The sequence below is a fragment of the Aminobacter sp. BA135 genome, from assembly GCF_050859125.1.
Lineage (GTDB): Bacteria > Pseudomonadota > Alphaproteobacteria > Rhizobiales > Rhizobiaceae > Aminobacter > Aminobacter ciceronei.
This window is the reverse complement of the sequence record NZ_CP139572.1, coordinates 4,611,532-4,627,678: the sequence shown is the minus strand read 5'-3', so window position 1 is coordinate 4,627,678 and position 16,147 is coordinate 4,611,532. Positions and strand designations below refer to the sequence as shown.

Here is a 16,147-nt window from a genome sequence, read left to right as displayed (position 1 = left end):
CTCCAAAGAAAAACGGCGCGTCGATGACGCGCCGTTTTTCGTTGATGGGCAGCCCTGGGCTGGTCAGGCCATGCCGAGGCCGTTGGTGACCAGGATCGGCGTCTTGGACGGCACGCGGTCGTAGAGATCGATGATGTCCTGGTTCATCAGGCGCACGCAGCCCGACGACACCGACTTGCCGATCGTCCACCATTCCGGCGAACCATGGACGCGGTAGAGCGTGTCTTCGTTGTTCTGGAAGATGTAGAGCGCACGGGCGCCGAGAGGGTTGTTGAGCCCCGGGGCCATGCCGCCATTGCGGACGCTGTACTTCTCGAGTTCCGGCTGGCGGCCGATCATGTCGTCCGGCGGCGTCCACTTCGGCCACTTGCGCTTCCACTGGATGACGGCGCGGCCCTGCCAGGCAAACCCGGCGCGGCCCAGGCCGACGCCGTAGCGGATCGCCTGGCCGTTTTCGCGCACGAGATAGAGGAAGTGGGTCGAGGTATCGACGACCAGCGTGCCGGGACGTTCGCCGGTCGGATCGGCGACGATCTGGCGAAGGAACTGGGGCTTCACCTTTTTGACCGGAATGCCGGGAACCTCATAGCCCTCGTCGCTGACCGGGCCATACATGTTGACGTAGTCGCCGAAGTCCGGATCGATGGTGGGCGTCGGCGGGACGATCTGAGGCGCTTGCACGAACTGGCCGCCGCCGCTGACGGTCGAGCAGGCCGAAAGCGCTGCCGTGGCGGCACCCGCGGCTGCCAGGTTGAGAAAGCCGCGCCTCGACAGAGGGCGGGATGAATCATTGGATATGGGCATGGCTGCGATCTAGGAGTCCAGTTCGAAAGAAATGGTGAATTCAGGGAAACGGTCGGCGTCCCCTTAACGCTCACGGAGATAGGCGGGTCAAAATCAGACCTTAGGGTGGACAAAGCATGGCAACGATGTGACGCGCCAATCACTGTTGCGTTATGGCAACATACCTGACCTATGGTTAGCTAACCAATTGTAACTAAACCTTCCAGCGACGGCAGGATCAGGGATGGCGGGAAGTCGCGATATTCGTCCGGCTGGTCGGCGCGGTTGATCCAGACGGTGCGGCAGCCGAACTTGGCGGCGCCCGCTATGTCCCATCGATTGGACGACTGGAACGATATTGCCTCGGGATAGAGGCGCCAGCTGCTGGCCACCAGATCATACACCGACTGGTCCGTCTTGAAGCGGCGGACGCTGTCGACGGAGAATATCTCGTCCAGGATGAGGTCGAGCCCGGCGGAACGGGTGGCTGCCTCTAGCATGGCGGGCGAACCATTGGACAGGATCGCCAGCCGGGCGCCGTTGTCCTTCAGGTTGCGCAGGACGGCGGGCACCTCCGGGTAGCAATCGAGCCGCCAATAGGCGTCGAGCAGCTTGCTGCGCATGGCCGGATCGACGGAGGGCACCTTGCGGAAGGCGAAGTCGAGCGCCTGTTCTGTGAGCTGCCAGAAGTCGAGATAGGCGCCCATCAGGGTGCGGACCCAGGAATATTCGAGCTGCTTGGCCCGCCAGATCTCGGACAGCAACTGGCCGTTCGGGCCGATGTCGGCGGCATGGCGGCGAACGGCGGCGTGCACGTCGAACAGCGTGCCATAGGCGTCGAATATGTAGGCGGCGTGGCGCATGCCTGTGGTTTTCCAACGGCTTGGCGGCGAGCGCAAGCACAACTATTCCCTGGCTCCAACATTTAGGCCTGCTGCCGGTTGACGGGGCCGGCCAAAGCCTTTTCGATGCCCGAAACCAACAAGATGCGACGGGAAAAGACCATGACGCTCGCTGCGGCTGCACAATCCACGACCTGGACCTATGTCGACGGCGATTGGCACGAGGGCAATGTCGCGCTCATCGGCCCGCGCAGCCACGCCATGTGGCTTGGGTCCAGCGTCTTCGACGGCGGCCGCTGGTTCGAGGGCGTGGCGCCCGATCTCGAAGCGCATTCGCGGCGGGTCAACTCCTCGGCGATCGCGCTCGGTCTCAAGCCGACGATGAGCCCGGAGCAGATCGTCGGGCTGACCTGGGATGGGCTCAAGAAATTCGACGGCAACACGGCGGTTTACATCAGGCCGATGTATTGGGCCGAGCATGGCGGCTACATGGGGGTCCCGGCGGACCCGTCGTCGACGCGGTTCTGCCTCTGCCTCTACGAATCACCGATGCTGCCGCCGACCGGATTTTCGATCGGCCTGTCGCCGTTTCGCCGGCCGAGCATGGAAACAATGCCGACCAACGCCAAGGCCGGCTGCCTTTATCCGAACAACGGCCGCGCCATCCTCGATGCCAAGATGCGCGGTTTCGACAATGCGCTGGTGCTCGACATGCTGGGCAACGTCGCCGAGACTGGATCGTCGAACATCTTCCTGGTCAAGAACGGCCAGGTGTTCACGCCGGCGCCGAATGGAACTTTCTTGTCCGGAATCACCCGCAGCCGGACAATGTCGTTGCTTGCCGAGCGTGGCCACACCGTCATCGAGAAGACGCTTTCGGTGCGCGAATTCCTCGAAGCCGACGAGATTTTCTCGACCGGAAACCACTCCAAGGTCGTTCCCGTGACGCGCATCGAAGACCGAAATCTGCAGCCGGGACCGGTAGCAAAAAAGTCTCGCGAGCTATATTGGGAGTGGGCTCACTCTACCGGCAAGGCCTGAGTGCAGCGAAGAAAAAACAGTGCCTCTCATCTGTTTCCAAGATGACGACGACCTATCTGTAGACGGCATAGTCATGCCGCGAAATTGCCAGCAAGGGAGTATGATCCATGGCTTTTGAATTGCCCGAATTGCCCTACGACTACGAGGCGCTGCAGCCCTTCATGTCGAAGGAGACGCTCGAGTACCATCACGACAAGCACCACAAGGCCTATGTCGACAACGGCAACAAGCTGGCTGCCGAAGCGGGCATGGACAAGTTGTCGCTGGAAGAGGTGGTGAAGCAGTCGTTCGGCAAGAACGCCGGCCTGTTCAACAACGCCGCCCAGCACTACAACCACGTCCATTTCTGGAAGTGGATGAAGAAGGGCGGCGGCGGCAACAAGCTGCCGGGCGCACTGCAGAAGGCCGTCGACGCCGATCTCGGCGGTTACGACAAGTTCAAGGCCGACTTCATCGCTGCCGGCACCACGCAGTTCGGCTCGGGCTGGGCCTGGCTGTCGGTCAAGGATGGCAAGCTCGCCATCTCCAAGACCCCGAACGGCGAGAACCCGCTGGTTCACGGCGCGACCCCGATCCTCGGCGTCGACGTCTGGGAGCACTCCTACTACATCGACTATCGCAATGCCCGTCCGAAGTACCTTGAGGCATTTGTCGACAGCCTGATCAACTGGGACTACGTGCTCGAGCTCTACGAAAAGGCCTGAGCCGCAGACCTGCCCGGTCGCATCCCCTGATGTGACCGGCCGACGCATCTGAAACCCCGGCAACCGCCGGGGTTTTGCGTTTGGGTGGAAATGTTCGAAAAACTCTAACAGTCACGGAAGCGTGAAGAGAATTTCAGGACGAATTCGGCCAGTTTCGCCGTTGGCCCTAGGCAGCTGTTGCAACCGAGAGAGGACCTGATGAAGAAAATTGTGTTTGCCGTCGCAGCGCTCGCGCTCGCTACCACCGCAGCATTCGCCGATGTGATTGCTGACCGCCAGGCAGTGATGAAGGAAAATGCGAAGCAAGTCGGCACACTGGTGAAGATGGTGAAGGGCGAGGCGCCGTTCGATGCGGCGGCTGTCGTCGCCGCCCTGACCGCGCTCAACGACAACGTCCAGAAGATCGACGTGGCAGCGTCGTTCCCCGCCGGCAGCGACCAGGGTGACACCACCGCCTCGCCGAAGATCTGGGAAGACCTGGCCGGCTTCCAGGCTCAGGTCGACAAGTTCAAGGCTGTCACCGCCGCTGCAGTCGCCAGCCCGGCTGCCGACATCGATGCGTTGAAGGCACAGGTCGGCACGATCGGCCAGACCTGCGGCACCTGCCACGAGGCGTTCCGCGTGAAGAAGGGCTGACCCCTCGCGGATGGCTGTTTTCAGGAAACTCGCAGTTGCGGCTCTGGCGCTCGGTGGCGCCGGGGCCGCGATTTTCTGGTGGCTGACGGTTCCGCAGAGACTGGCGCCAGAGACGTTGGCGGCACTGGGCACTGGTGACGCCAGCCGCGGCCAGCGGATTTTTGACGCCGGCGGCTGTGCTTCCTGCCATGCCCAACCTAAATCCGAAGGCGATGCGCGGCTTAAGCTTGCAGGCGGCGTCGAGCTCAAGACCCAGTTCGGCACCTTCGTTGCGCCGAACATTTCTTCCGATGCCGCTGATGGCATCGGTGCATGGTCGCTCCAAGACTTCGCCAATGCGATGCTGAAGGGCGTGTCGCGCGACGGACAGCATCTCTACCCGGCATTTCCTTACGCTTCCTACGCCCGCATGAAGCCGTCCGATGTTGCCGATCTCTATGCATTCCTGAAGACGCTTCCGGCCGTTGAGGGCAGGGCGCCCGATCACGAGCTAGGTTTCCCCTTCAACATCCGGCGCGGGCTCGGGCTGTGGAAGCAGCTCTATCTCAGCAACGAACCGGTGGTCGCCTTTGCCGAGGGCACGCCCGAAAACGTGCTGCACGGTCGGGACCTGGTCGAAGGTGCCGGCCATTGCGGCGAATGCCACACACCGCGCAGCCTTGCCGGCGGCACCGAAAAGGGCCAGTGGCTGGCTGGCGCCACGGCCGCCGAAGGCGACGGCGTCGTGCCCAACATCACGCCCGAAGGCAAGGACATCAGCGGCTGGTCCGAGGGGGACATCACAGGCTATCTCGAAACCGGCTTCACGCCGGAGTTCGATTCGGTGGGCGGCACCATGGTCGAGGTGCAGAAGAACATGGCGAGGCTGACCGCCGCCGACCGGGAGGCGATCGCCGCCTATCTCAAGGCCATCCCGCCACGCGCCAACGGTTACCCGGCGCAGCAGCCGAAACCTGCGGGTTGAGCCCCACCGGCGGCCAGAGGCCGCCGGTTCTAGTCCCGATGCAGGGCGGCCAGCGACCGCCGGTCTCTCCATCGCGATCTCAGGCGCGCCCGGCTACCTTCAGGGCAAAAGCATAGTTGAAGGCGACTTCCTCGAGCCTGGAGAAGCGGCCGGAGGCGCCGGCATGGCCCGAATCCATGTTGATCTTGAACAGCACCGGGCTGTCGCCCGACTTGCGCTCGCGCAGCCGTGCCGCCCATTTGGCCGGTTCCCAATAGGTGACGCGCGGATCGGTCAGGCCGGCCACCGCCAGGATCGGCGGATAGTCGACATCAGCGACATTGTCGTAGGGCGAGTAGGCGGCGATGGTCTTGTAGTCCGCTTCCGAGGCGATCGGATTGCCCCATTCGGGCCATTCCGGCGGCGTCAGCGGCAAGGTGTCGTCGAGCATGGTGGTCAGCACGTCGACGAAGGGCACTTCGGCGATGATGCCGGCAAAGGCCTCGGGCGCCATGTTGGCCACCGCTCCCATCAGCATGCCGCCGGCCGAGCCGCCTTGCGCGACGATGCGCTCATGCGCGGTGTAGCGCTCGGCGACGAGATGGTGGGCTGAGGCGATGAAGTCGGTGAAGGTGTTGACCTTGGTCGCGCGCTTGCCGTCCTCGTACCAGGCATAACCCTTGTCCTTGCCGCCGCGGATATGGGCGATGGCATAGACGAAGCCGCGGTCGACCAGCGACAGGCAGTTGGTGTTGAACGAAGCCGGAATGGTCATGCCGTAGGAGCCGTAGCCATAGAGCAGGCACGGTGCTGTTCCGTCGAGCGGGGTGTCGCGGTGGTGGATCAGCGAGATCGGCACCAGTTCGCCATCCGTCGCCGGAGCCATCAGGCGGCGCGTGACATAGTCGTCGATGTTGTGGCCCGACGGTACTTCCTGCGTCTTGAGCAGGGTCCGTTCGCGTGTCCGCATGTTGTAGTCGAACAGCTGCGACGGGGTGGTCATCGACGAATAGGAAAAGCGCATGGTGTCGGTGTCGTATTCGTAGGAACCCGACAGCCCGAGCGAGAACGCCTCTTCGGGGAAGGAGATGAGGTGCTCGGCACCCGTGGCGCGCTCATGGACGACGATGCGGGGCAGGCCCTCCTTGCGCTCGAGACGGACCATGAAGTCCTTGAAGCCGACCACCGACAGGATGAGGCGGCCAGGTTCATGGGCAACCAGCTCCTTCCAGTTGCTTCGCGCCGGATCGCTGACCGGTGCGGTCATGATCTTGAAGTCTTTGGCGCCATCGGCATTGGTCAGGACGAAAAAGACGTCGCCGCCTTCTTCGAGGTCGTATTGCAGGCCGATCTCGCGCGCTGCCACGAGTTTTGGCGCGGCCAGCGGATCGTTTGCCGGGAACAGCCGGTACTCTGAGGTCTCATGGTCGCTGATGGAGATCATGATCCATTCGTTAGAGCGCGTGCCGCCGACATTCATGAAGAAGCCGGGGTCGGTTTCCTCATAGACCAGCCGGTCCGCTGCGGCGTTCGTGCCGAGCCCATGGTAGAACACCTTTGACGGCCGGTGGTTGGGATCGAGGCGGGTGTAGAAGAAGCCGGTATTGGCCGCGTCCCAGGTGCCCGAACCGCCGGTGTCGCCGACCACGTCGTCAAGTTCCGCGCCGCTGCCGATGTCGCGCACGCGCAGCGTGTAGAATTCCGACCCCTTGTCGTCGAAGGCCCAGATCAGGCGCTTGTGGTCCGACGAGTGGTCGATGCCGCCGAGGCGGAAATAGGCGTGGCCGTCGGCTTCCTTGTCGCCGTCGAGGATGATCTCTTCCGGACCGCCTTCGCTCGGAATGCGGAAGTAGCGCGGCTGCTCGCCGCCCTTCTTGAACGAGGAGCCATAAGCGAAAGGGCCATCCTTCATCGGCACCGAGGAATCGTCTTCCTTGATGCGGCCCTTCATTTCCGCAAACAGCGCCTTCCTGAGCTCGGCAGTATCGGTCATCAGCTCGGCCTGGTAGCCGTTTTCGGCTTCGAGATGGCTGCGGATATCGGCATCGAGCACGCTCGGGTCGCGGAACACCTCCTGCCAGTTGTCGGCGCGCAGCCAGGCATATTCGTCGACGCGCGTGATGCCGTGGCGCGTGTCGGAGACGGGGCGCTTGTCGGTCACGGGCGCGGCGATGTCGGCGAAAATCTTGGGTCGGGTCATTAGGTCTCGCGTGGGTGCTGGTTCTTGAATGCCGAATGAACACGTCGATCAGGGCGGGTTCAAGGGCGGAGTTGCAGTGTGGCGGCAACGTATATGTGACCGGCCATGCCGAAGGAGAAGACCAGATGTTCAAGAAGACCGCCGCCGTGCTTGCCATTGCCTCGACAGTCGCCGTGTTCGCGGCCGAATCCCATGCCGCTGCCTTTTCCGCCTGGGAAGTTGCCAGGGTGCCCTGGGGCGATACGCTCAACATCCGCAAGTTCCCGTCGAACGGCTCGCAGAAGCAGGCGGCCTATCCCAACGGCAAGGTGCTGCAGATGACCGGCCGTTGCACCGGCGGGGTCGATCTGCGCGACATAAGTCGTCTGCCCGAGTGGAAGCAGGAACAGCGGGTCCGCTACAGCTGGTGCCAGGTCTGGCATGACCCCGCACAGAACGGCAACTACGTCACCGGCTGGGTCTATGGTCGCTACATCACCCCATACTGAGGCGTTTCGGGCGATATTGCCGCAGCTGCCGCAGGGGCGAGGAGCGGTTGTCGTTGACAAGGTCCGATTGCGCTTGCCCCTTGGCTGCCCGACGTCTATGCCCTCAGGTCAACAACGTGAGACACAAAGAGGGCCCGTCCGCTGACCTTCCTGATACTCATGCTGCCGTTTGCGGGAGCGTTGCTTGCACCCGCGCTCGTTCGCGTGATGAAACACAATGCCGGCTGGCTGCTGGCCGCCATTCCACTGGTCGTTTTCCTGCATTTTGCCGGCATGCTCGATGCCGTCAGCAAAGGCAGTTCGATCTCTGGTGGATTTGACTGGGCTCCGAGTCTCGGTCTTCGCTTCTCCTGGTTTCTCGATGGCCTGTCGCTGACCTTTGCCCTGCTGATCTCAGGGATCGGCACGCTGATCGTCATTTATGCCGGCGGCTATCTCAAAGGGCACCCGCATCAGGGCCGCTTTTTCTCGTTCATCCTGCTGTTCATGGGCGCGATGCTGGGACTTGTCGTCTCGGATTCCTTCCTGATGCTGTTCGTCTACTGGGAGCTGACGTCGATCACGTCGTTCCTGCTGATCGGCTTCGACCACGGGCGGGAAGCTTCGCGACGCGCGGCGCTGCAGGCGCTGCTGGTCACCGGCATTGGCGGGCTTTCCCTGCTGGCAGGTCTGCTGGTCATCGCCCAGGCAACCGGCATGAGCGAGCTCTCGTCGCTGCTTGGCTCCGGCGACGCCTTGCGCAACAGCCCGCTCTACCTCGCTGCCCTGTTGCTCGTGTTGGGTGGCGCTTTCACCAAATCGGCGCAGTTTCCGTTCCATTTCTGGCTGCCCAACGCCATGGAAGCGCCGACGCCCGTCTCGGCCTATTTGCATTCGGCGACCATGGTGAAGGCCGGCGTCTATCTCGTCATGCGCCTCAATCCCGTCATGGGCGACACTGCGGCCTGGGAGACGATCCTGCCCTTGTTCGGCGGCGCGACACTTGCAGTGGGCACGCTGCTGGCAGTCAGGCAGACCGATCTCAAGCTGATGCTCGCCTACACCACGGTCGCCTCGCTCGGTCTGCTGGTGATGCTGACAGGCCTTGGCTCCGACAAGGCGATCGAGGCGGCGGGGCTCTACCTGATCGCGCATTCGATGTTCAAGGGCGCGCTGTTCATGGTCGCAGGCCTGATCGACCATGAGACCGGCACACGCGACATCACCGGTTTGCGCGGCCTGCGCAAGGCCATGCCGATCACCTTCGCGGCAGCCAGGCTTGCAGCACTCTCGATGGGCGGGCTGCCGCTGTTCTTCGGCTTCCTGGCCAAGGAAGAGATCTATGCGGCATTCGGCTCGCCCTGGGGCTGGCAGGCGGTGCTGCTTTTCGTTGCGCTCTGCGGCAACGCCTTGATGTTCGCCATCGGCTTTGCGGTCGCGCTCCGGCCTTTCATCGGCGATGCCGTCAAGACGCCGAAGGCCGCGCATGAAGGGCCGATATCGTTGTGGCTGGGGCCGGCCGTGCTCGGGGCCTTGGGTCTGGCTGCGGCCCTTGCCGCGCCGATCACGCATCGGTTCCTCTCGTCGCCCGCGGCGAGCGCCGTTGCCGGCAGCCCCATCGAGGTCACCATCTCGACGATCCCGCACATCGGCGTGCCGCTGTTGCTGTCCGGCCTGACGGTCGCGCTGGGCATCGCCGCCTATGTCAGGCTCGACAGGCTGCGCGGAGCGATGGCAGCAGTCCTCGGGGCGATCGGCTGGGGTCCGGACCGGGGCTTCGACCAGGTGCTGCGCGGCCTCTTGCGGCTCGCGACCGGCCTGACGCGCATCATCCACAACGGCCGCCTCGACATCTACATGACCGTTACCTTCGTCGCGGTGGCGGCAGCGCTGCTGCTGCCGATGGTGCTGTTCGGCGAGCTGCCCTCGATGCCTGATGTGCCGGAATTGCGCTTCTATGAGTGGGGCGTTCTGGCCATCGCCGTGATCGGCATCGCTGCCGTGGTCCAGGCGCGGAGCCGGCTGACGGCCATCGTTTCGCTCGGCATCCAGGGTTTTGCCGTCGCCTTGCTCTACATGCTGTTCGGCGCGCCGGACCTGTCCTTCACCCAGTTCATGGTCGAGACGCTGTCGGTGGTGATCCTGGCCCTTGTCATGACGCGGCTCAGGCTTGCGCCGACCGACCGCCGCCCGCATGCGCAGAAGCTTCTGGACATGGCGATTGCCGCAGCTTGCGGTACGGCCTTCGCGCTGCTTCTGCTCAAGGTGACGCAACTGCCGTTCGACGACCGGCTGTCGCAGTTCTTCAACACCTACGCCAAGACCATCGCCCATGGCCGCAATGTGGTGAACGTCATCATCGTCGATTTCCGCGGCCTCGATACGCTGGGCGAAATCGCCGTGGTGATGGTGACGGGCCTCGCCATCCTGGCCCTGGTGCGCATCCGCTCGAAGAAGGCGGACGTGCCCACCGCCGTGGTCGAGGAGGCCTAGCATGCAGACGCTGATCTTCCGCACCGCCGCACCCTACCTCACCGGCCTGATGCTGATGTTTTCGGTGTTCGTCTTGTTGCGCGGCCACAATGAGCCGGGCGGCGGTTTCACCGGCGGCCTGATCGCGGCATCCGCCTTCGCCATCCACGGCATCGCCTTTGGCGTGCCGGCGGTGCGCCGGGCGCTCTACTTCCATCCCATGGCGATATCAGGCTTTGGGCTGTTTGCCGCCGCTGCGGCCGGTCTGCCGTCACTTCTGTTCGGCGTGCCGTTCCTGACCGGGCTGTGGACCTCGTCCGCCTTCTTCGGGATGTCCGTCGATCTGTCGACAGTCATCGTCTTCGACATCGGCGTCTATCTGGTCGTGGTCAGCTCGTTCACCTCGATCGCGCTGGCGCTCGAAGACAGGGAGCACGACTGATGGAAGCCGTGTTCGCCATCCTCGTCGGCCTGTTCTTCGCTGCCGGCATCTATCTGATGCTGTCGCGGCACATCATCCGCATCCTGCTCGGCGTTGTGCTGTTCGGCAACGCGGTCAATCTTCTGATCTTCACCAATGGCCGCATCATCCGCGAGGTGCCGCCGATCATCGCGGAAGGTCTCGACGTGCCGGCGGGCGCCGTGGCCAATCCGTTGCCGCAGGCGCTGATCCTGACGGCAATCGTCATCTCGTTCTGCTTCTTCTGCTTCCTGCTGGTGCTTGCCTATCGGGCCTATCAGGAGATCGGCACCGACGACACCGACAGCATGCGTGTCGCCGAGCCCGTGGACGACGGCTTGCCGCCGATGGGGTACTGAGACCATGGCCGTGCAAGGTGAGATCGTCGACAAGGCCTCTGCCATGGTTGCCGGGCCGATTGCATCAGTCGACTGGCTGGTCATTGCCCCGGTCGTGCTGCCGATCATTGCGGGGGCCGTGCTTCTGATGATCCGGCACAGCATTCGCTGGCATGCGGTGCTGGCGCTGGCGGTTCTTGTTGCCATGGTCGGCGCCAATGGCCTGCTGCTGCAGCGCGTGCTGGCAACAGGCCCGGTGTCGATGACGATGGGAAGCTGGCTGCCGCCATTCGGCATCTCCTTTACCGCTGACGTGCTGGGGGCTGCATTTTCGCTGACGGCGTCGCTCGTCGCATCCGTCTGCTGCGCCTATTCGCTGCGCGACATCGACGCGACCGGCAGGCGCTACGGCTTCTATCCGTTCCTGATGCTGATGATGGCCGGCGTCAGCGGCGCCTTCCTGACCGGGGACATGTTCAACCTCTATGTCTGGTTCGAGGTCTTCCTGATCTCGTCCTTCGGCCTGCTGATCCTGGGGTCCGACAAGGCGCAGATCGACGGCGCCACCAAATATGCGATCCTGAACCTGGTCGGCACGACCTTGTTCCTGATCGCGACCGGCTATCTCTATGGCACGTTCGGCACGCTGAACATGGCCGACCTTGCCACACGGGCAGGGCAGATCGGCACGGCTGCGCCGCTGATGACGCTGGCCACGCTCTATCTGCTCGCCTTCGGCATGAAGGCGGCGGCCTTTCCGCTCAATTTCTGGCTGCCGGCGTCCTATCACACGCCGCCCGTCATCACCGGCGCGCTGTTTGGCGGATTGCTGACCAAGGTCGGCATCTATGCATTGTTGCGGACGCTGGTGATGATCTTCGCCGCCGAACGGCTGGTGCTGGCCGGCCTCATCGGCTGGGTGGCGGTGGCGACCATGCTGATCGGCGCGCTTGGCGCCCTGGCGCAATCCGACATCCGCAGGATCGCCGGCTTCCTGGTCATCTCGGGCGTCGGCATCATGCTTGCCGGCATCGCGCTCGGTAGCAATGGCGGGCTGTCGGGGGCGATCTTCTACGCACTGCATTCGATGCTGGCGCTGTCGGCGCTGTACTTGCTCGGCGGGCTGATGCGCCAGCGCGGCGGCAGTTTTTCGCTGCACAGCCTGTCAGGGCTCTATGGCGCAAGTCCATTTCTCGCCGCGCTCGCCTTCATCATCTCACTTGCGGTTGCCGGCCTGCCTCCCGGCTCGGGACTGTGGCCGAAGGTGATGCTGGTGCGGGCGTCGCTCGACAGTGGCGCCTGGCAGATTGCGGCCGCTATCCTGGTGAGCGGCTTCCTGGCGACCGTAGCACTTGGCCGTGTGTTCATCCTCGCTTTCTGGCGCGAGGCTCCAGGTGACAAAGCTTCAAGTGACAAGACAGCGGCCGCTGGTCCGATGTCGGCGTCGGGTTGCTCAGCCCTTGTCGTTCTTGTTGCGGCGATGCTCGCGATGGGCGTCCTGCCGGAGCCCTTCATTCGGCTCTCGACGGCGGCGGCCAGCGGACTGCTCGACGCTTCGGCCTATGTACAGGCAGTCTTCCCGGCGGGGAGTGGATCATGATCCCGTTCCGCAACGAATTGATACTGGCGCTTGTCTGGGTCGCTGTCTCGGGAAGCTACTCGATCCCCAATCTGGTCTTTGGTTTTGCCGTCGGATGGGTGGTCCTGTTCCTGGTGCGCGACCAGATCCAGGCCACAAGGGCCGTCATCCGCCCGGTGGCGTTGCTTCTGCTGATTGCCTTGTTCATCAAGGAACTTTTCCTCTCGGCCTTCAGGGTTGCAAAGCTGGTGCTGTCGCCACGCATGGACATCAAGCCCGGCATCTTCGCCTATCCTTTGAAGGTCGACCGGGATTTCGAGATCACCTTGCTCGCAAATCTGATCACGCTCACGCCCGGCACCTTGTCAGTCGACGTTTCCGATGACCGGCGCACGCTGTTTATTCATGGGATGGACTGTTCCGACCTGGACCAGGCGCGGCGCGACATCGCCCAAGGCTTCGAGCGCAGAATACTGGAGGCATTCAGATGATGTCTGGAACTGCTTTCCTCAACATCAGCGCGATCTTTGCGCTCGGCGTTCTCACCATCTCGTTTCTGCTGGTGGTGGTGCGCGTCGTGAAGGGGCCGTCCTTGCCGGACCGGATCCTGGCGCTCGACATGCTTGTTGCCGTTGCTATCGGCTTTATTGCCGTGCTCGGAGTGCGTTCGGGCTTCACATTGTATGTCGATATCGCCATCGCCCTTGGTCTTGTCGGCTTCCTGGCCACGGTTGCCTTCGCGCGCTTCGTGATGAGCGGCGGGATCGATGCCAAGGAGCAAGAAGCCGAAGAGGACAGGCCATGATCACCGCAGCAGCCGATTACCTGGCCGGAGCTCTCATCATCGTCGGCGCGTTGTTTGCGCTGGTCGCATCTGTCGGGTTGTTGCGGCTGCCTGATCTTTACACACGCATGCATGCGGCATCGAAGGCCGGCACGGTGGGATCTTGCCTGATGCTGATTGCCCTTGCCGTGCACATCGGCGAAGCCGCAACCGCATTGCGGGCGCTGGCCGGTGTCGTGTTCTTCCTGCTGACAGCGCCGATCTCGGCCCATCTGCTTGCCAAGGCTGCTTATTCGGCCGGTTATCGCATGTGGCAGGGCGCAGTGAGTGACGATTTGGCTGAAACGGCCGCCGCGGCAAAGAAGAACGGCCCCTCTGGCACTGAAGGTTGATAATGACCTTTCGGGACAACTTTCAGCGTTGTCAAAAATGTTCTCATCTCAATGCCACAGCGTATCAAAAAGGTTCATTTGTTAGAGATGTGATGAAATCAATGTTGTTGTAGTTCACAAAGAATAGTGAATTGACTTGTTCTGGCGACGGGCTCATTAAAGTGATGGAGTGCGAGTCGCAGAGGCAATCTGCGATACAAGAACGCACCGCATCCCGATCGGAATATCGGGCAAAAAAACATCCAGTCACATTGGGGCCTAAGCATATGGATACTTCCGAAACGCCTGCAACCAACAATGACACGCTGATCGAGTTGACCGCCGATGTGGTGGCTGCCTATGTCAGCAACAATCCAGTTCCGGTGGGAGAACTTCCGGGCCTGATCGCAGATGTCCACGCAGCTCTCGGCCGCGTTGGCAATGTCACCGAGACGCCGCCAGCCGACAAGCAGAAGCCGGCCGTCAATCCCAAGCGCTCGGTGCACGACGACTACATCATCTGCCTTGAAGATGGTAAGAAGTTCAAATCGTTGAAGCGTCACCTGATGACGCACTACAACATGACCCCCGACCAGTATCGCGAGAAGTGGGGCCTTGACGCCGCCTATCCCATGGTGGCGCCCAACTATGCGGCTGCGCGTTCGCAGCTCGCCAAGAAGATGGGCCTCGGCCGCAAGCGCAAGGGCAAGTAACGCCCTTCGAACGAGTTTCAGCTTGCGGCGCCCGCGGGCGCCGCATTGCGTTTTGGTCTGGGATGGTGCGGCACAGCGACAGCTGGTCCGGCTGGCCAGGAAAGAGGCTCGTCAGCCGGTCGCGCACCTGCCCGAGGGCGATGCGGCGATCGAGATCATCGCTCCGGTGGCGATCCTCTGGGCCTCTCGCGTTCGTCTGGGCCTCTCGCGTTCGATTGCCTGCTCGGCCGATGCGGTGCTCGCCGCACGACAATGCGTCGTCATCGCAAGGTGCTGCCGAGCCGAAAAGGTGCTGCCCGGCATCAAGGGACGGAGGCGCCCGAGATGCGGCTGAGACGGAGGCTCAGGCGATCTGGTGGAGCGCTGCCTCGGCATCACGCTTGATGCGCTTGACCATCGAACGCAGGCCGTTTGCGCGCTGGGGCGACAGATGCTCGTTGAGGCCAAGCTCCTTCAGCGTCGCCTCGGCGTCGATGGCCGTGATCTCGCTGGCGCGATGGCCTGAAAAGAGCGCAAGCATGATGGCAACCAGGCCGCGCACGATATGGGCGTCGGAAGTGCCTTGGAAATGGATGACCGGGTCGGTCCCGTCGCCAAGATGGGTCACCAGCCAGACCTGGCTGACGCAGCCTTGCACCTTGTTGCTGTCGGTCTGGGCGCTTTCCGGAAAGGACGGCAGCGCTTCACCCAATTCGATGACATAGCGATAGCGGTCCTCCCATTCCTCGAGGAATGAGAAGTCGTCGCGAATGGTGTCGATCGAAGCCGTCATGATGGGTTGGATATAGTCGCAGCATCGCTGCCCGTCACGAAAAAAGCCCGTCACGAACAAAGAAAGACACCGCAGGCGCCAGAGGCGGGCGACCTGCGGTGGGGTCTGGCGCCTTGGGCTTGCAGCCGGGCTGGCTGAGCCGAAGCGCTGAACCGAAAGGGACTGGCTGCCCGAACGCCTGCTCCGGTCGCGGCAATGCCTTGTGTCGGAAATCAGTTGGCCGGAGCCGCGGGCCGCGGGGTCGGCACGGCGGCAGCCTCGATCGGCACGATGTCAGCTTTCGGGCCAGCTTCCGGGCCAGCTTCTGGAGCAGCCTCGGGGACGCTGCCGGTCTGCGTTGCCGTGTCGGGCTGGCCGAACTGCTCATCAAGCGCCTGATAGGCGATGCGGGCGCTTTCACGGGCCCTGACACCGATGGTCTGCATCGCGGCCTTGCCCGTCTCGCAGACGTCAGGCTTGCGCTCGCAGATGCCGGCGAGGTCGCCGACGGCTTCGCGGGCGGCAAAGATCGCCTGCAGCGGGCTCACGCTGTTCTCACCATTCGGCCCGGTGCCGAGCGGCAGAACAAGAAGGACGAGCGAGAACCAGAATGCGGTCCTGATGAGAAAGCCCATGCTGTGCCTCTTACTGTGTGGCGGGCCTGATTGTTTTTTTGTCGACCCACATCTTGTTGAGCCGACAATGACATGGAGGAACGAAGGAGCGATTGCTGCAAACGGTGGCATTTTGCGCAGGCTTTTCACCAAAGTTTAACGGACTGGCTCGGCTTGCGCAGGTGGTTTCGCAGGCAATGTCTCACGGTTTCCGTAAGCAATTGATTTAAATTGAAAAACCGCGGGAAAATGCGGCCAGGACAGATTCGCAGGCGCCAAGTCGGCAAATAACCCCCTGTTTACCATGGCGATAACTGTTCTCGAATGTCGGCGCTGTGATCCCGATATTCGCCGCGTAGCCGGGTTTCGGTCGGCCAGCCTTATCCCTTCATTAAAGGCTCGGTGCGAGTTTGGGACAACCACAGAAGAGCCGCAAAGCGAGCCACGGA

At 62.7% G+C, this 16,147-nt stretch carries 19 protein-coding genes; 14 read left to right on the top strand and 5 right to left on the bottom strand.

Translation table 11 applies throughout. The features are described from left to right. Window positions 1-63: 63 nt before the first annotated feature. Both SLT36_RS22590 and SLT36_RS22585 read right to left on the bottom strand, forming a co-directional pair. Entirely contained in the window at window positions 64-804 is a 741-nt protein-coding gene (locus SLT36_RS22590; RefSeq protein WP_432284526.1) for a L,D-transpeptidase, read from the bottom strand. Between the two features lie 179 nt (window positions 805-983). Further along, window positions 984-1,646 (bottom strand): haloacid dehalogenase type II, encoded by a 663-nt coding sequence (locus SLT36_RS22585; RefSeq protein ID WP_432284525.1) that lies wholly within the window; start codon window positions 1,644-1,646, stop codon window positions 984-986. A gap of 141 nt (window positions 1,647-1,787) precedes the next feature. Between SLT36_RS22585 and SLT36_RS22580 the strand changes: the two genes are divergently transcribed. The 4 genes from SLT36_RS22580 to SLT36_RS22565 all read left to right on the top strand — a co-directional run bounded on the left by SLT36_RS22580 (window position 1,788) and on the right by SLT36_RS22565 (window position 4,970). Continuing rightward, window positions 1,788-2,666 (top strand): branched-chain amino acid aminotransferase, encoded by an 879-nt coding sequence (locus SLT36_RS22580; RefSeq protein ID WP_432284524.1) that lies wholly within the window; start codon window positions 1,788-1,790, stop codon window positions 2,664-2,666. Between the two features lie 107 nt (window positions 2,667-2,773). Beyond that, window positions 2,774-3,370 (top strand): superoxide dismutase, encoded by a 597-nt coding sequence (locus SLT36_RS22575; RefSeq protein WP_067964376.1) that lies wholly within the window; start codon window positions 2,774-2,776, stop codon window positions 3,368-3,370. 198 nt (window positions 3,371-3,568) lie between these two features. Continuing rightward, on the top strand, window positions 3,569-4,006 hold the full coding sequence (locus SLT36_RS22570; protein ID WP_432284523.1) for a c-type cytochrome: 438 nt from the start codon (window positions 3,569-3,571) through the stop codon (window positions 4,004-4,006). A 10-nt stretch (window positions 4,007-4,016) separates the two neighbouring features. Beyond that, window positions 4,017-4,970 (top strand): c-type cytochrome, encoded by a 954-nt coding sequence (locus SLT36_RS22565; protein ID WP_432284522.1) that lies wholly within the window; start codon window positions 4,017-4,019, stop codon window positions 4,968-4,970. A gap of 79 nt (window positions 4,971-5,049) precedes the next feature. On the opposite strand, the gene SLT36_RS22560 is transcribed toward SLT36_RS22565, so the two are convergent. Next, on the bottom strand, window positions 5,050-7,149 hold the full coding sequence (locus SLT36_RS22560; RefSeq protein WP_432284521.1) for a S9 family peptidase: 2,100 nt from the start codon (window positions 7,147-7,149) through the stop codon (window positions 5,050-5,052). Window positions 7,150-7,274: 125 nt separating this feature from the next. Between SLT36_RS22560 and SLT36_RS22555 the strand changes: the two genes are divergently transcribed. The 10 genes from SLT36_RS22555 (at window position 7,275) to SLT36_RS22510 (ending at window position 14,667) form a co-directional block, all read left to right on the top strand. Beyond that, window positions 7,275-7,637: an SH3 domain-containing protein gene (locus SLT36_RS22555; protein ID WP_432284520.1), complete on the top strand. Its 363-nt coding sequence runs from the start codon at window positions 7,275-7,277 to the stop codon at window positions 7,635-7,637. 159 nt (window positions 7,638-7,796) lie between these two features. Next, window positions 7,797-10,109, top strand: coding sequence for a putative monovalent cation/H+ antiporter subunit A (locus SLT36_RS22550; protein WP_432284519.1), 2,313 nt, complete (start codon window positions 7,797-7,799; stop codon window positions 10,107-10,109). Window position 10,110: 1 nt separating this feature from the next. Continuing rightward, the gene (locus tag SLT36_RS22545; RefSeq protein WP_432284518.1) at window positions 10,111-10,530 is read left to right on the top strand and encodes a Na+/H+ antiporter subunit B; all 420 of its coding nucleotides are present in this window, start codon (window positions 10,111-10,113) and stop codon (window positions 10,528-10,530) included. Beyond that, window positions 10,530-10,907 (top strand): Na+/H+ antiporter subunit C, encoded by a 378-nt coding sequence (locus SLT36_RS22540; protein ID WP_067964363.1) that lies wholly within the window; start codon window positions 10,530-10,532, stop codon window positions 10,905-10,907. Before SLT36_RS22545 ends, SLT36_RS22540 begins: the two co-directional genes overlap by 1 nt. A 4-nt stretch (window positions 10,908-10,911) precedes the next feature. Next, window positions 10,912-12,486 (top strand): Na+/H+ antiporter subunit D, encoded by a 1,575-nt coding sequence (locus SLT36_RS22535; RefSeq protein ID WP_432284517.1) that lies wholly within the window; start codon window positions 10,912-10,914, stop codon window positions 12,484-12,486. Then, the gene (locus tag SLT36_RS22530; RefSeq protein WP_067964359.1) at window positions 12,483-12,956 is read left to right on the top strand and encodes a Na+/H+ antiporter subunit E; all 474 of its coding nucleotides are present in this window, start codon (window positions 12,483-12,485) and stop codon (window positions 12,954-12,956) included. Before SLT36_RS22535 ends, SLT36_RS22530 begins: the two co-directional genes overlap by 4 nt. Further along, window positions 12,953-13,270, top strand: a complete 318-nt coding sequence (locus SLT36_RS22525) for a cation:proton antiporter (protein WP_432284516.1) — start codon at window positions 12,953-12,955, stop codon at window positions 13,268-13,270. The genes SLT36_RS22530 and SLT36_RS22525 overlap by 4 nt, the downstream gene beginning before the upstream one ends. Beyond that, window positions 13,267-13,641: a monovalent cation/H(+) antiporter subunit G gene (gene mnhG / locus SLT36_RS22520; protein WP_432284515.1), complete on the top strand. Its 375-nt coding sequence runs from the start codon at window positions 13,267-13,269 to the stop codon at window positions 13,639-13,641. The genes SLT36_RS22525 and mnhG overlap by 4 nt, the downstream gene beginning before the upstream one ends. A 266-nt stretch (window positions 13,642-13,907) precedes the next feature. Further along, the gene (locus SLT36_RS22515; RefSeq protein ID WP_067964353.1) at window positions 13,908-14,333 is read left to right on the top strand and encodes a MucR family transcriptional regulator; all 426 of its coding nucleotides are present in this window, start codon (window positions 13,908-13,910) and stop codon (window positions 14,331-14,333) included. Window positions 14,334-14,355: 22 nt separating this feature from the next. Continuing rightward, window positions 14,356-14,667, top strand: coding sequence for a hypothetical protein (locus SLT36_RS22510; RefSeq protein ID WP_432284514.1), 312 nt, complete (start codon window positions 14,356-14,358; stop codon window positions 14,665-14,667). A 9-nt stretch (window positions 14,668-14,676) separates the two neighbouring features. On the opposite strand, the gene SLT36_RS22505 is transcribed toward SLT36_RS22510, so the two are convergent. After that, complete coding sequence (locus tag SLT36_RS22505; RefSeq protein ID WP_432284513.1) at window positions 14,677-15,105, bottom strand: SufE family protein; 429 nt, start codon at window positions 15,103-15,105, stop codon at window positions 14,677-14,679. A gap of 212 nt (window positions 15,106-15,317) precedes the next feature. Next, window positions 15,318-15,719, bottom strand: coding sequence for a DUF5330 domain-containing protein (locus tag SLT36_RS22500; RefSeq protein ID WP_432284512.1), 402 nt, complete (start codon window positions 15,717-15,719; stop codon window positions 15,318-15,320). Window positions 15,720-16,147: the final 428 nt, after the last annotated feature.